This is a genomic window from Arthrobacter sp. Y3223151 (assembly GCF_059091125.1).
Genome location: NZ_JBNHGI010000002.1, coordinates 402,566 through 416,668 on the forward strand (window position 1 = coordinate 402,566; position 14,103 = coordinate 416,668).

Consider the following 14,103-nt stretch of genomic DNA (forward strand, 5'->3'; position numbering starts at 1 on the left):
GGGACCCAGAGCAACTCTAGTCATTGAGCGGGCGGACCACACCCGCCACGCGGCCACCCTTCCGGCGCGGCCCGGACCGCCGCCCTCAGGCCAAACCGGCCACCCGGGTGTCGCTGAGGAACTGGGTCCGGTACAGCTCGGCGTAGCGGCCCTCCAAAGCCAGCAGCTCGGCGTGCGTGCCCTGCTCCGCAATCCGGCCGCCCTCAATGACCAGGATCCGGTCGGCGGAGCGCACGGTGGACAGCCGGTGGGCAATGACGACGGCGGTGCGCCCCTCGAGTGCCTCGCTGAGCGCCGCCTGCACGGCGGCTTCGTTGGTGGAGTCCAAGGCCGCCGTCGCCTCGTCCAGGATCACCACCCGGGGATGGCCCAGCAGCAGGCGGGCGATGGTCATCCGCTGCCGTTCGCCGCCGGAGAGCCGGTAGCCGCGCTCCCCCACCATGGTGTCCAGGCCGTCCGGCAGGGAACGGATCAGGTCCTGCAGCCGGGCGCGGCGCAGCACGTCCCAAATCTCCTCGTCGCTGGCCTCCGGCCGGGCCAACAGCAGGTTGGAGCGGATGGTCTCGTGGAACAGGTGCCCGTCCTGGGTCACCATGCCGATGGTGCCGCGCAGGGCCTCGAAGCTCAGGTCACGGACATCGGTGCCCGAAAGCTCGACGGAACCGGAGTCCACGTCGTACAGGCGGGCCAACAGTTGAGCCATGGTGGATTTTCCGGCCCCGGAGGAGCCCACCAGCGCCACCGTCTGGCCCGGCTCCACCCGGAAGCTGATCCCGTGCAGCACCTCCTCGCCGCCACGGGCGTCGAGGGTGGCCACTTCCTCCAGCGAGGCCAGCGACACCTTGTCCGCGGACGGGTAGGCGAACCGCACGTCCTTGAACTCGACGGAGACGGGGCCCGGCGGCACGGCAGCGGCGTCGTCCTTTTCGGTGATCAGGGGCTTCAGGTCCAGCACCTCGAAGACGCGCTCGAAGCTGACCAGCGCACTGGAGATCTCCACCCGGGCGTTCGCCAGGGCCGTCAGCGGCGCGTACAGGCGGGTGAGCAGGAGAGCCAGCGTCACTACCTCGCCCGGATCCAGCTGGCCGATGATCGCGTAGAAACCACCGAGGCCGTAGACCAGGGCCAGGGCCAGCGCCGAGACCAGGGTGAGCGCCGTGACGAACACCCACTGCATCACCGCCGTCTTGATGCCGATGTCGCGCACGCGCTGGGCCCGGAGCTTGAACTCGCGGGACTCGTCGGCGGGCCGGCCGAAGAGCTTGACCAGCGTGGCCCCGGGCGCGGAGAACCGTTCGGTCATCTGCGTGCTCATGGCGGCGTTGTGGTTGGCGGTTTCCCGGCGCAGTTCGGCGAGCCGGCTGCCCATCCGGCGGGCCGGCAGCAGGAACACCGGCAGCAGCAGCAGCGCCAGCAGGGTGACCTGCCAGGAGGTGTTCAGCATGACGATCAGCGTGAGGATCAGCGCCACGAGGTTGCTCACCACGCCGGAGAGCGTTCCCGCAAAGGCCCGCTGCGCCCCGATGACGTCGTTGTTCAGCCGGCTGACCAGCGCGCCGGTGCGGGTGCGCATGAAGAAGGCGATCGGCATCTTCTGGACGTGGTCGAACACGGCGGTGCGCAGGTCCAGGATGATGTCCTCGCCCAGCCCGGAGGAAATCCACCGGGTCACCATGCTGAGCCCGGCGTCGGCGATGGCCACCAGGGCGATGACGACGGCGAGCCAGATCACTACCTCGACGCCGGTCCGGGCCACGATCGCGTCCACCACCCGGCCGGCGAGAACCGGCGTGGCGACGGCCAGCGTGGCTGTGACCACGGAGAGCAGCACAAAGACCACGATCTTGCCCTTGTAGGGCGCGGCGAACGCAAAGGTCCGGCGGACAGTCTCCCGCGAGAAGGACTTCTGCTCCTTCGAGTGCGAAAGCCGGTACAGCGAACTCCAGGCTGCCCCTTCCATGGACATGATGGCTCCTAACGGCTGATGGTGCTACTGCCACCCTAGAACCATTCCGAGCGCCCTGGTGTTCCTGCCGGCGGCCATGCGGCCGGAAGCTGTCCGGGATTGCGCTGCCGGGCAGGCGAAAGGCGCCGGCCTGACGAGTGCAGGACCGGCGCCTTTCACCCGCCCGGCGTCAGCTGAGCTGCTTCTCCTCGTGCGGAACGAAGCGGACCGTCATCGCCTTGAAGCCCGGAGTGTTGGACTCCCGTGCCACCAGGTCCCGGTGGACCAGCGCGTTGGCCTCCGGGAAGTAGGCGGCCGCGCAGCCCCGCGCCGTCGGGTAGGACACCAGGCGGAACTCGTCCGCGCGGCGCTCGGTGCCCTTGAACGTGCTGATCACGTCCACCAGGTCGCGGTCGGCGAAGCCCAGTTCGGCCAGGTCGTCGGGGTGCACCAGGATGACCCGCCGCCCGTTGGAGATGCCCCGGTAGCGGTCGTCCAGGCCGTAGAACGTGGTGTTGTACTGGTCGTGGCTGCGCATGGTCTGCAGGATCAGGTGTCCCTCGGGCGCCTCCAGGTACTCCAGCGGGCTGACCGTAAACCGTGCCTTGCCGATGTCGGTGGCGAAGGACCGCGTGTCGCGCGGCGGGTTCGGCAGCACGAAGCCGCTCTTGTTCCGGATCCGCGTGTTGAAGTCCTCGAAGCCCGGCAGCACGCGGGAGATGTGGTCCCGGATTACGTCGTAGTCCTCGGCCATCGCCCGCCAGTCCACCGGGTGGTCGTCGCCGAAGGTGGCCTGGGCCATCCGCGCGATGATCACCGGTTCGGCCAGCAGGTGCTCGCTGACCGGCTCCAGCCGGCCCTGCGTGGACCGGACGACGGACATGGAGTCTTCCACCGAGAGGAACTGGGCGCCCTTCGGATGCTTGTCATCCCGGTCGGTGCGGCCCAGCGTCGGCAGGATCAGCGACGTCTTGCCGTGCACCACGTGGGAGCGGTTGGGTTTGGTGGAGACGTGCACGGTCAGGCCGGCCTTCATCATCCCGCTCTCGAGCAGCTCGGTCTCCGAGTTGGCCAGCGCGAAGTTGCCGCCCATGGAGACGAAGACGTCGACCTTGTCCTCGTGGAAGCGGTCGATCGCCTCGGTGGAATCGACGCCGTGCTCGCGCGGCGAGGTGATGCCGAACTCCTTGTCCAGCGCCGCCAGCATCCATTCCTTGGGCTTCTCCCAGATGCCCATGGTGCGGTCGCCCTGGACGTTGGAGTGGCCGCGGACCGGGCAGGCGCCCGCCCCGGGCTTGCCGAAGTTGCCCTGGAGCAGCAGCAGGTTCACGATCTCGCGCAGGGTATCGACCGAATGCGGCTGCTGGGTCAGGCCCAGCGCCCAGCAGATGATGGTGGCCGTGGACTTGGCCAGCAGCCCGGCGACCTTGGCGATCTCCAGCCGCGACAGCCCGGTGGCCTTCTCCGTTTCGGTCCAGTCGATGTGCCGGCGGGCTTCGACGTACTCCTCGAAACCTTCGGTGTTCGCCTCGATGAACGCCTTGTCCACGACGGTGCCCGGCGCGCGGTCTTCTTCTTCCAGCAGCAGGTGTCCCAGCGCCTGGAAGAGGGCGAGGTCCCCGCCCACCTTGATCTGCAGGAATTCGTCGGCCAGCGCGGTGCCGCCGCGCAGCAGCCCGTCCACCGACTGCGGGTCCTTGAACGCCATCAGGCCGGTTTCGGGCAGCGGGTTCACCGCCACGATGGTGCCGCCGTTGTCCTTGCACTCCTTGAGCGCGGAGAGCATGCGCGGATGGTTGGTCCCGGGGTTCTGTCCCACCACGAAGATCAGCTCCGAGTGGTGGATGTCCTCCAGCGACACGGTGCCCTTGCCGATGCCGATGGTCGGGTTCAGCGCGCTGCCGGAGGACTCGTGGCACATGTTGGAGCAGTCCGGCAGGTTGTTGGTGCCCAGCGAGCGTGCGAACAGCTGGTACATGAACGCGGTCTCGTTGGCGGTCCGGCCCGAGGTGTAGAACACGCAGCGGTCCGGCGTCGTGGCCCTGATGCGTTCGCCAATCAGGCTGAACGCGTCCGCCCACGAGATCGGCGAATAGTGCGTCTCGCCCTCGCGGATGATGACCGGCTCCGTGATCCGGCCCTGCTGGCCCAGCCAGTACTCGGTCTTCGTGGAGAGCTCTTCGATGGAGTGGCGCGCCCAGAACTCGGGCGTGACGGTGCGCTTCGTGTTCTCCTCCGCGACGGCCTTGGCGCCGTTTTCGCAGAACTCGGCCGGCTTGCGCGGACCGGTGATGGATTCGGGCCAGGCGCAACCCGGGCAGTCGAAACCGCCCCGCTGGTTGATCCTGAGCAAGGACCGGGCGGTGCGGGAGACGCCGGCCTGTTCGATGCCGCGCTCCAACGCAACCTTCACCGCCGGAATACCGGCGGCGACCTTCTTCGGTTCCTTGACCTTCAGGGTGCTTTCATCAATGTCATTCACGGGTGCCGGACGAGTCATGCCCCTAATGTATCCCGGCTCACACCGGTTCCCCGACTCACCCGGCGCGTCTCACACGAAATTCCCGACGGCGGCGCCCACCCGTTCCGGGTGGGCATAGACGTTAATGCTGCGGCCGCGGCTGAAGCCGGCCAGCGTCAGCCCCACCTTTTCCGCCAGTTCGACGGCGAGCGAGGACGGCGCGCTCACCGCCGAGAGGACGGGGATGCCTGCGAGATAGGCCTTTTGGACCAATTCGAACGAGGCGCGCCCGGAGACCTGCAGCACCGTGTTGCGCAGCGGCAGCCGACCCTCGCGCAGCGCCCAACCCACCACCTTGTCCACCGCGTTGTGCCGGCCCACGTCTTCGCGCAGGCAGAGCAGTTCGCCCGCGACGCTGAACAGGCCGGCGGCGTGGACGCCGCCGGTGCGCTCGAAGACCTGCTGCTGTTCGCGCAGCCGGTCCGGCAACTGCAGCAGGATGTCCAGCGGCACGTCGCCGCCGGCACCGATGCCGTCCGGGCCCAGGGAGGCTCCGCCGTCGTCATTCTGCAGCGGGAAGCGGGAGCGTTTCGTCACGGCGTCGATCGAGGCGGTGCCGCAGATGCCGCACGCGCTGCTAGTGACCACCTGCCGGTCGAGCCGCGGATCCGGCAGCGCCACCCCCGGCGCCAACTGGGCCTCCACCACGTTGAAGGTCTGCCGCCCATCCTCGTCCTCGCCGGCGCAGAAGCGCATCGAGACGAGGTGTTCGGGCGACCAGATGACGCCCTCGGAGACCAGGAAGCCGGCCACCAGGTCGAAGTCGTCGCCCGGGGTGCGCATGGTGATGGAGAACGCGCGGCCGGCCAGCCGGATCTCCAGCGGCTCTTCCACCGCCATCACGTCCTCGCGGCGGCGCGGCGGCGCATCGAGACTGAGTTTGAGCACCTTGCGGCGCTGCGTCAAGCGGCCCATGAAGTTCTCCTCTACTGCCTGTAACAAGGGTAAGGCAGCCACAGGGCTGTATGGCTCAGCAGGACACGTCGTTACCAGGGCAGTTCGAGGGCCGGCAACTGCTCGCCGGGTTCGGCGCCGGCGGCCGGCACCACCATCACCCCTTCGGCGGCCGCCAGTCCCCGCATCATCGCCGAACCGATGCGGTCCGCGGGGACGGCACCTCCATCCGGCGACAGGCCATAGGGCACCAGCCGGTCCTGATCGTGCAACGGCGGCATGGCAGTCCCGGCGGACACGCTGCGCAGCGGGGCCAGCGGCCGGCCGGTCATCCCGGCCAGCACCGGAGCCGCCAGTGTCAGCAGCGCCATCATGGCGGCCAGCGGATTGCCCGGCAGGCCCACCAGCAGCCGGCCGTCTGCCAGCCGGGCCAGCAGTGCCGGATGCCCCGGGCGCATCCGGATGGACGGGACCAGGATCGTGGCCGCGTCCGCGTCCAGCACCCGGCGCAGATGGTCGGCGGAGGAGTGGCCGGTTCCGCCGGTGGTGACCACGACGTCGCCGCCGCAGCCGGCGATGGCTTCCGCGGTGGCCGCGAAGTCGTCGGGCAGCCGCCGGCTGTCCATCACGTGGCCGCCGAGCCGGGCGATGATGGCCGGCAGCGTCGGCCCGAACGTGTCCCGGACCCGGCCCGGCGCGGGAATGCCGGAGGTGACGACTTCGTCGCCCGTGAGCAGCAGGGCCAGCTGCGGCACGGGGGCAACGGGGAGCGCGTCGTGGCCGCACACGGCCGCGACGGCCAGATGCGCGGGGGTCAGCACGGTTCCGGCGGAGATGACGACGGCGCCGGCGGCGGTCTCTTCGCCGGCCGGACGGATGTGCCGCCCGGGGGCCAGTTCCCGCGCGTCGGTTCCCGCGCACAGCTCCAGCCGGTCAGTCGCCGCGGTGCCGCATTCGCTGCGCAGCACGCTGTCCGTGCCGTTGGGGATCAGCCCTCCGGTGACGACCGGGGCGGCCAGTCCGGGCCGCAGGGCGCTGCCGGCCGGCACCAACTGCCACGGCCCCGTGCCGGCAACGGCCCAGCCGTCCATGGCGGAGGAGGCGTAGTGCGGGACCGGAACCAGGGCCGTCAGGTCGCGGGCCAGCGTGCGCCCGGCGCAGGCGGTCAGCTCCTCGTTCGCGGGGTGAGGCCGCCCCGCCTTCCGGCCGGCGGCATAGGCGGCTCTGCGGGCATCGTCCCAGCGCAGGCCGGAGCCGCTCACTCCTGCACTGCGCCGTGCCGGCGCGCCACTTCGTCGGCCACCCTGGAGGCGGCGCGCATGGCCACCTCGGGTGTGGCCTGTCCGGTGGCTGCGGCAAGGCCGGCGGCGTAGCCCACCACGAAGGTGGTCAGCGGCGCCGCCGGGCGGACCACGCTGTGCGCCGCGACGCCGGCCAGCCCCAGCACGGCGTCGATGTCAACGGGCGTGTCTTCGATTTCCAGCGCCTGGAGCAGTTCGCTGACAAAGGGGGAGAGCTTTTCGGCCGCTCCGGACACAATGGCCTCCGATCCGCCCGGTGCGGGCAAGTACAACGCTTGTTTCAGGCTACGGCGCGGGCCGGGCAATGCCAAAGCGGCCCGCGTCGTCCCAGGTGTCGACGTCAGAGGTGTGGTCCCCTGATAGACCCTCGAGCCTGATCTCGGCAGCCGGCAGGCCGCCGAGCAGCCGCCTGACCGGCTGGCCGGCCAGCCCGGCCGCTCCCCCGGCGTTGCGCACCGCCGCCTCCAACGCTGCGCTGTCCGCGCAGCAAGCCAGCGGCTGCTGTTTGCCGTCGGCGTCCACCGGGATCCACAGCCTGGCTTCCGGCCGGCCGACGGCGTGGCGCAGCAGAAGTTCCGGCAGCCCGGCCAGCATCGGCATGTCGCAGGCGAGGAGCAGCGTGAACGGCGCCCGCCGAGAGCCACCGCCGTCGTCGTCCTGCGCCCGCCGGGAGGCACCGCCGTCGTCGTCCCGTAACAGCGCCTGGATCCCCGCCGCGATGCCCGCTGCCGGGCCGGAGAACGGCGGGTCTTCCCGGGTGAGCGTCAGCCGCAGCGGCCGCGGAACGAGCGTGCGGCGGAACGCTTCCACTTCCTCCGACAGGTCATCGGGGCCGACGACGGAGACCCGGTGGGCCCCGCGGACGGCCTCCAGCGTGCGGCGCAACAGGGTGGATCCCTCGAGCCGCAACAGTGCCTTGGGGCTGCCGCCCAGGCGCGAGGACCGGCCGCCGGCCAGCACGACGGCGTCGAAAATCGGAGCCGTCACGCGGCGGTATGGGTGTCGAGGAACTGGCTCCAGGCCGGGGCGGGGCGGTCCAGGTCGCGGATCCGCCAGCGGGCGCCGCTGGGCGGCCGGGGCGTGAAGCGCAGGCTCCAGCCCATTTGGGCCAGCGTGCGGTCGCCCTTGGCGTTGTTGCAGCGCAGGCAGCAGGCCACCAAATTCTCCCAACTGTCTTCTCCCCCGCGGGACCGGGGCTTGACATGGTCCACCGTGGTGGCTGTCTTCCCGCAGTAGGCGCAGAGGTGGTTGTCGCGGCGCAGGACGCCGCGGCGGGTGACCGCGGTGTCCTTGTTGTACGGCATCTTAATGTAGCGGTTGAGCAGGATGACCGAGGGTCGGCCCAGTATGTCGTTGGGGCCGACGACGGGGTCTCCGTCTTCGGCAAGCACGCTGGCTTTTCCGGTGAGCACAAGAAGCAGCGCCCGGCGGAAGGTGACAACCGCCAGGGGCTCGTAACCAGCATTCAGGACGAGTGTGCGCATGCACATTCCTCTAGGTCTGGCCAACCCGACCGGCGCTTCAGATCCCGGTCCGGGACTGGATTTTCTGCACTGACAGTCAAAGAGTATGACGGCGAGTGCGTTCCGCGCTAACTTTTTCGCCGCCTGTGGGCCGTCTGAATGGTGCCGCCGGCGGTCCGGCGGCCCGGCGGAGGGCACCCGCGGGGCCCGCCGTGGGCCCTGACGAGGCCGGTCCAGCGCAGGCGTCTGTCCGCCCGGAAACGCCGACGGCCCCGGTGCACGCGCTGGGCGTGGACCGGGGCCGTCGGGACGGTCCCTGCGGACCGGAGAAGGCTGTTGCCTAGTTGACGCGGATGGCTACGTAGCCGGATCCGACGTCCGCGCTGGCCAGTGCGGTGGTGTAACCGGTCCAGCCGCCGTGGATGGCCTGGCCGTTGCCCACGTAGATGGCGATGTGCGCAACGCCTGCGCCGCCGTCGGAGTAGTAGAGCAGATCGCCCGGCTGCGGGGTGGACACCTGGGTGCCGTAGCTGAAGAACTGTGCGGGTGCGAGGTCGCCCACCGAGAAGCCGGCGGCGCGCAGGGCCTTCTCCACCATGGCGGTGCAGTCCTGCGAGATGCCGATCTGGCCGTACGCGGAGGACACCAGGGTGGAGGCCACGCCGCTAGCGGAAGCTTCGGCCTTGGCCGGCGCTGCCTTGGCCGCGGGAGCGGCGGCGGCCTTGACCTCGACCGCGGGAGCGGCGGCCTGGACGGCGCCCTGGGCGGTGTCTGCGGCCTCCTCGACAACCGGGGCCACTTCCTCGGCCACGGCTTCGACAACAGGCTCAGGCTCCGGGGCCGGAGTGGACTTGATGGCGGGACGCGAGAAGGTCAGCTCGACGGCACTCGAAGCCTGGACGGTGTCCACCTGCACGCGGCTGGGAACGGACACGGTGGATGCGGTGCGTTCGATGGAGGTTGACTGCGCGGGAACCGCGGCGGTCAGGGCCAGTCCGGACGCGGCAGCGATCACGGCTGCCGAGCGACCCATGGATCCGGCATTGGACGAGACGGCTTTGGAAATCGTCTCCAGCGGGTTGGTGCGGACGGAAACGGCGCGGTGGCGCCCCGTAGCGGTGTCATTGAACACGTTAAAGGCCTCTCCCAATGCCTGCGAGGTGAGCTGTCGGATTCGGATGGGAGTGCATCCGGCCGCAGCCCTCCCCGGCAATGCCTGAGAGTGCTGGCGACTTAACCCCAAGGGTTCCTGTACGGAACCCGAAATTGGTTCCCCCGCCTCTGCCCGCGAAGTTTTTTGCGAACGGACTCCGGACGGTGGCAGAGCTCGGCAATCCACCCGGAGGTCCCAGCCGTTTGGCAACTGGCACGCGTTAGAGCGTATACGATCAATCACGCATTGTCACATTCTGATCACGGCGCGGTGATGTTTTGATTACGACAGGCCCTCGGAGCCCTCCTTCCGGACGGTTCCGGGACGGCGTTGGTACGAAGCGTGCCGCTTGCGTCTCGGGGCCTCGCCCAAGCTCCAGGCGCCGTTTCCGCGCAGGCCTTCCGCGTGTGGCGCCGCGCCGTCGTTGCGCGCCGTCGTCCCCGCGCCGTCCCCGCGCCGTTTCCGCGCAGATCTTCCGCGCACCGGGTTTTAACGCCCGCAGCGCGCCCCGAAGGACGCGCCGCGAGAAAACCGTGACAGGAAGGGTTTAGCCTGCAGGACGGATGAAGACCGGGCCGGAGCCGATGTAGGCGCTGCCCAGGACAGTGCTGTAGCCCGCCCACCCACCGTGGACCGCCTGGCCGTTGCCGACGTAGATGGCCACGTGGGCCACGCCGGCGCCGCCGTTGGCGTAGTAGATGATGTCGCCGGGCTGCGGGGTGGCCACCTGCGTGCCGTAGGCAAAGAACTGCGCCGGGGCCAGGTCGCCCACCGCGAAGCCTGCCGCGCGCAGGGCGTTCTCGACCAGGGCCGTGCAGTCCTGGGCGACACCGATCTGTCCGTAGGCGGCCGCGACGATGGCGCCTGCGGCTCCGCTGGCGGCAGCCTCGCCGGCCTTCTTGACGGTCTTGGTTTCGTTCGACCCGGCGTCGTTGCCGGTCGTGGGGTTGATTTCGTTGGAGACGGCCTGGACAACCGGCTCCGGTGCGGGAGTGGAGGTGATCCCCGCGCGTTCGAAGGTCAGCTTCACGGCTGCGGAGGCCTGCACGGCTTCCACCTGCACGCGGGCCGGGGCCTCGACCCCTCGGTCAGCGTTGACGGCCTGGGCCGGGATGGTACCGGTCAGAACCAGGCCGGTAGCGGCGGCGATCACGGCACCCTGACGTCCCATGGTTCCCGCATTCGCGGACACAGCCTTGGAAATCGTCTCAAGCGGGCTCGTGCGGACGGGGGTCGCACGATGGCGGCCCGCAGTAATGCTCTTGGACACGGTCTGTACCTCTCCCAAATGCCTGCGAAGTGAGCTGTCGGGTTCGGATGGGAGTTCATCCGGCCGGCCGGCTTGCGGGCTGGTGGCCCGGGCCTGCTCGGCTTTACCCCAAGGACACCGTGCGATGTCCGGGAAGTGGTTCCCCCGCCTCTGCCATGCGATTCGGTGCGAACGAACTTCGGGCGACGGCAGAGTTCGGCATTCCGCCCGAAGGTGCCAGCCTGTTGACGACTGGCACGGGTGAAACCTTATAACAGTTTGCGGGATGTGTCACGTTCCGGTTACGGCGTGTTCATCACAGCCAGCCGGTGGGGTCCACCAGCTTGTCGTTGACCATTACTTCGAAGTGGAGATGGCAGCCGGTTGACGCGCCGGTGGTGCCGCTTTGGCCCACCATCTCCCCGCGCTGCACGGTCGCACCGACCGAGGTGTCAATGGTGCTCAGGTGGTTGTAGGTGGTCTTCAGGCCGTTGCCGTGGTCCACCACGATCCGGTTGCCGCCGCCGCCGACCTGGAAGCCCGCCTCGACGACGGTCCCGCCGGCCGCTGCGTGGACCGGGGTGCCGCAGGCTGCTCCGTAGTCCTGGCCGGTATGCAGCTCCCCGGCGTAGCCGGTGATGGGACTGACGCGGTAGCCGAACGGCGAGGTCATGGTCAGCTCGTCCATCGGCTGCGAGAGGGAGCCTTCGCTGCTGACCACCTGGGCATTGCTGCCCGAGGCGACCATGACCTGCTTCAGCTTCGTGTCCGGGTCGAACTTGCTGGTCAGTCCGGCACGCTCAAACGTCAGCCGGGCTTCGGTGGCGGCGGAGATGCTGCTGGCGGCCGGGGCATCCTGCGGGGCGTCGGCAGTGGCGCCGGCCGTCGTCGGCAGCATCACGGTCAGGGCCATCCCGGAGGCGGCTGCAACGATCGCTGTCTTATGCCCGACGTCGCGTGCGGCTGCTGCTACCGGCGAGGGTGCCGGCTGGGCGCGGCGTCGGCCGGCTGTTGCGGCACGTGGGCGTGAGTGTTCGGCCGGGGCGGTTGAACGGCGCCGTCCCGAGGCTTTGTGTCCTGCCAAAATTCTTTTACCTCTCCCAAAGCGCCTGCGAAGTTAGCTGTCGGATTCGAGTCAAGAGAAAACTCGGCCACACCGCACAGAGCGCCGGTGGAACGATTCACCGGGGCTTTGCCCGCTGCGGCTTCACCCCAAGGCAGCGAACAAACTGCCGCTTGGTGGGTCCTCCGCCCCTGTCTCACGGATACACGCCTCCGCCGACAGGGTTCGGCTTGCGAAGGGTGTGGGAATCGATGTCTCGATGCCCGGGTCAACTATACGTAAAACTCCGCGAAAGTAATAAATCCGTTATCCGGGGTGCGTGTTTTCAAGGGTCAACGTTTCATCGCATTGATACAAAGATGTGCGCGGCAACTTCCGGAGGCAGTTCCAAGGCCCCTTCGATCCCCGGCACGCGCACGGAAATGTACTCGCCGGCGGTCTCCAACTGAAGGCTTGCGCCGGGCTTCAGCCCGCCCTCTTCCAGCTGGAGCAATAGTTCCGGTTCCACCTGGATGGGCTCCGCCAGCCTGACGATGCTCACCTCTTTGTCGGACGTGTAGCTGCCCATGGCCTGTGCCAGATTGAGCACGCCGGTGGTGAACACTTCGGCCGGCTGGCCCCCGAGCGCTTCCAGGCCCGGGATGGGATTGCCGTACGGCGAAACCGTCGGCCTGCCCAGCAGTTCGTAGAGCCGCTGCTCGACCCGCTCGCTCATCACGTGCTCCCAGCGGCAGGCCTCGTCATGCACGTAGGCCCAGTCCAGTCCGATGACGTCGGAGAGCAACCGCTCGGCCAGCCGGTGCTTGCGCATCACTTCGGTTGCTTTTCGACGGCCCAGCTCGGTCAGTTCCAGATGCCTGTCGCCGGTGACGACTACGAGTCCGTCCCGTTCCATCCGCCCGATCGTCTGCGACACGGTCGGGCCCGAGTGCCGCAGCCGCTCGGCGATCCTGGCGCGCAGCGCGACGATGTTCTCTTCTTCGAGCTCGAGGATAGTGCGCAGGTACATCTCGGTAGTGTCGATGAGATCAGTCAATGGCTTCTTGCTCCTCGGCGCGGTGAAAAGGCTGCTCCAGCAGCTTGCATGAGGGTGTTTTCCCCTCCCCAGCCTAGCCTGTTTTCCTTACCGGACCGGCAGCTACGCCGCGGGCTGACGCGCCGAGCGGCCAACGCAACAATGCCAGCTTCAACTAACGGCAGCCCTTTGCGTTGAGGCAGAATGAGACGGGCGTTCAACGGCGAACCGCCATCGAGATCATTGCCACCACGCCAGGAAAGGTATTCATGAGCGATACCCAGTCCATCAGCATTCCCGCCGACCTGCTGCCGAAGGACGGGCGTTTTGGCGCCGGCCCGTCCAAGGTGCGCCCGGAACAGGTCGACGCCCTGGTCGCCGCCGGCAAGAACCTCCTGGGCACGTCGCACCGTCAGGCACCGGTGAAGAATCTCGTGGGCAGCGTCCGCGAAGGGCTCAAGGAGTTCTTCAAGGCGCCGCAGGGCTACGAGGTCATCCTCGGCGTTGGCGGCTCGACGGCGTTTTGGGACGTTGCGTCCTTCGGACTGGTAGAGCAGAAGGCCCAGCACCTGTCCTTCGGGGAGTTCAGTTCCAAGTTCGCCGCGGCCACCAACAAGGCTCCGTTCCTGGCCGAGTCCAGCATCATCACTTCGGAATTCGGCTCCCGGCCGGAGCCGCGGGCAGAGGCCGGCGTGGATGTCTATGCGTGGGCGCAGAACGAAACCTCCACCGGCGTGGCCGCTCCGGTGCAGCGTGTGGATGGTGCCGACGACGGAGCCTTGGTCCTCATCGACGCCACCTCCGCAGCGGGCGGGCTCGACGTCGACGTCACGCAGAGCGACGTCTACTACTTCGCGCCCCAGAAAAACTTCGCGTCCGACGGCGGCCTGTGGCTGGGCGTCTTCTCCCCCGCGGCGCTGGAACGGGCCGCCCGGATCGGTGCCACCGACCGGTGGATTCCCGACTTCCTCAATCTGGAAACGGCCATCGACAACTCGCTGAAGAACCAGACCTACAACACGCCCGCGCTGGCAACCTTGGTCACGCTCAACGCCCAGATCGAGTGGCTGAACGGCAACGGCGGCCTGGACTTCGCTTCCGGCCGCACCGCCGATTCGGCAGGACGGGTGTACCAGTGGGCGGAGGCTTCCGCCGTGGCGACCCCGTATGTGGCGAACCCGGAGCACCGCTCCAACGTCATTGCGACGGTGGACTTCGACGACTCGGTTGACGCCGCAGCGGTCGCCAAGGTGCTGCGCGCTAACGGAGTGGTGGACGTTGAGCCGTACCGCAAGCTCGGCCGCAACCAGCTGCGCATCGCCACCTTTGTCGCCGTGGAGCCGGAGGACGTCAGCGCACTGCTGGCCTGCATCGACTACGTGGTGGACCGGCTGCAGGGCTGACTCCCCGACGTCCCCCCGGCGTCGCGCCGCTTCGCAAAGGTCCGGCTTCCGTTCGCGGCGGCGGGACCTTATGCGTTGGCAGCGTTGCCTAGGGCG

Annotated in this window: 12 protein-coding genes and 3 riboswitches; of the genes, 1 reads left to right on the top strand and 11 read right to left on the bottom strand. The window is 68.7% G+C overall.

Translation table 11 applies throughout. From position 1 onward, the window contains the following. Positions 1–85: 85 nt before the first annotated feature. The 11 genes from AC5RUP_RS05655 to AC5RUP_RS05705 form a co-directional block, all read right to left on the bottom strand. Entirely contained in the window at positions 86–1,966 is a 1,881-nt protein-coding gene (locus AC5RUP_RS05655; protein ID WP_494154471.1) for an ABC transporter ATP-binding protein, read from the bottom strand. Between the two features lie 169 nt (positions 1,967–2,135). Continuing rightward, positions 2,136–4,445 (bottom strand): FdhF/YdeP family oxidoreductase, encoded by a 2,310-nt coding sequence (locus AC5RUP_RS05660; protein WP_494154472.1) that lies wholly within the window; start codon positions 4,443–4,445, stop codon positions 2,136–2,138. Positions 4,446–4,496: 51 nt separating this feature from the next. Then, positions 4,497–5,381 (bottom strand): formate dehydrogenase accessory sulfurtransferase FdhD, encoded by an 885-nt coding sequence (fdhD, locus tag AC5RUP_RS05665; RefSeq protein ID WP_494154473.1) that lies wholly within the window; start codon positions 5,379–5,381, stop codon positions 4,497–4,499. 71 nt (positions 5,382–5,452) lie between these two features. Then, positions 5,453–6,622, bottom strand: a complete 1,170-nt coding sequence (locus AC5RUP_RS05670) for a molybdopterin molybdotransferase MoeA (protein WP_494158357.1) — start codon at positions 6,620–6,622, stop codon at positions 5,453–5,455. After that, the gene (locus tag AC5RUP_RS05675; protein ID WP_494158358.1) at positions 6,619–6,897 is read right to left on the bottom strand and encodes a DUF6457 domain-containing protein; all 279 of its coding nucleotides are present in this window, start codon (positions 6,895–6,897) and stop codon (positions 6,619–6,621) included. The genes AC5RUP_RS05670 and AC5RUP_RS05675 overlap by 4 nt, the downstream gene beginning before the upstream one ends. A gap of 49 nt (positions 6,898–6,946) precedes the next feature. After that, positions 6,947–7,648: a molybdenum cofactor guanylyltransferase gene (mobA, locus tag AC5RUP_RS05680; protein ID WP_494158359.1), complete on the bottom strand. Its 702-nt coding sequence runs from the start codon at positions 7,646–7,648 to the stop codon at positions 6,947–6,949. Continuing rightward, positions 7,645–8,145 carry an HNH endonuclease gene (locus tag AC5RUP_RS05685; RefSeq protein ID WP_494069377.1) on the bottom strand — a complete coding sequence of 167 codons (501 nt, stop codon included), beginning with the start codon at positions 8,143–8,145 and terminating at the stop codon, positions 7,645–7,647. Before AC5RUP_RS05685 ends, mobA begins: the two co-directional genes overlap by 4 nt. Positions 8,146–8,464: 319 nt before the next feature. Continuing rightward, positions 8,465–9,256, bottom strand: coding sequence for an NlpC/P60 family protein (locus tag AC5RUP_RS05690; protein ID WP_494158360.1), 792 nt, complete (start codon positions 9,254–9,256; stop codon positions 8,465–8,467). Positions 9,257–9,260: 4 nt separating this feature from the next. Then, positions 9,261–9,429, bottom strand: a riboswitch (cyclic di-AMP (ydaO/yuaA leader). A 395-nt stretch (positions 9,430–9,824) separates the two neighbouring features. Beyond that, positions 9,825–10,535 carry an NlpC/P60 family protein gene (locus AC5RUP_RS05695; RefSeq protein WP_494154520.1) on the bottom strand — a complete coding sequence of 237 codons (711 nt, stop codon included), beginning with the start codon at positions 10,533–10,535 and terminating at the stop codon, positions 9,825–9,827. A gap of 16 nt (positions 10,536–10,551) precedes the next feature. After that, positions 10,552–10,725, bottom strand: a riboswitch (cyclic di-AMP (ydaO/yuaA leader). A gap of 117 nt (positions 10,726–10,842) precedes the next feature. Beyond that, a complete protein-coding gene (locus AC5RUP_RS05700; protein ID WP_494150433.1) occupies positions 10,843–11,439 on the bottom strand; it encodes a M23 family metallopeptidase in 597 nt (198 codons plus the stop codon). A 177-nt stretch (positions 11,440–11,616) separates the two neighbouring features. Beyond that, positions 11,617–11,830, bottom strand: a riboswitch (cyclic di-AMP (ydaO/yuaA leader). Between the two features lie 99 nt (positions 11,831–11,929). After that, on the bottom strand, positions 11,930–12,625 hold the full coding sequence (locus AC5RUP_RS05705) for an iron-dependent transcriptional repressor DtxR (RefSeq protein ID WP_494154519.1): 696 nt from the start codon (positions 12,623–12,625) through the stop codon (positions 11,930–11,932). Positions 12,626–12,873: 248 nt separating this feature from the next. Between AC5RUP_RS05705 and serC the strand changes: the two genes are divergently transcribed. Next, positions 12,874–14,007, top strand: coding sequence for a phosphoserine transaminase (gene serC, locus AC5RUP_RS05710; protein ID WP_494154518.1), 1,134 nt, complete (start codon positions 12,874–12,876; stop codon positions 14,005–14,007). Positions 14,008–14,103: the final 96 nt, after the last annotated feature.

Bases quoted from the DNA above. Each gene is read 5' to 3' on its own strand.
- AC5RUP_RS05655 (WP_494154471.1), bottom strand. From the start codon at position 1,966: ATGTCCATGGAAGGGGCAGCCTGGAGTTCGCTGTACCGGCTTTCGCAC.
- AC5RUP_RS05660 (WP_494154472.1), bottom strand. From the start codon at position 4,445: ATGACTCGTCCGGCACCCGTGAATGACATTGATGAAAGCACCCTGAAG.
- fdhD (WP_494154473.1), bottom strand. From the start codon at position 5,381: ATGGGCCGCTTGACGCAGCGCCGCAAGGTGCTCAAACTCAGTCTCGAT.
- AC5RUP_RS05685 (WP_494069377.1), bottom strand. From the start codon at position 8,145: ATGCGCACACTCGTCCTGAATGCTGGTTACGAGCCCCTGGCGGTTGTC.
- AC5RUP_RS05700 (WP_494150433.1), bottom strand. From the start codon at position 11,439: ATGGCCCTGACCGTGATGCTGCCGACGACGGCCGGCGCCACTGCCGAC.
- serC (WP_494154518.1), top strand. From the start codon at position 12,874: ATGAGCGATACCCAGTCCATCAGCATTCCCGCCGACCTGCTGCCGAAG.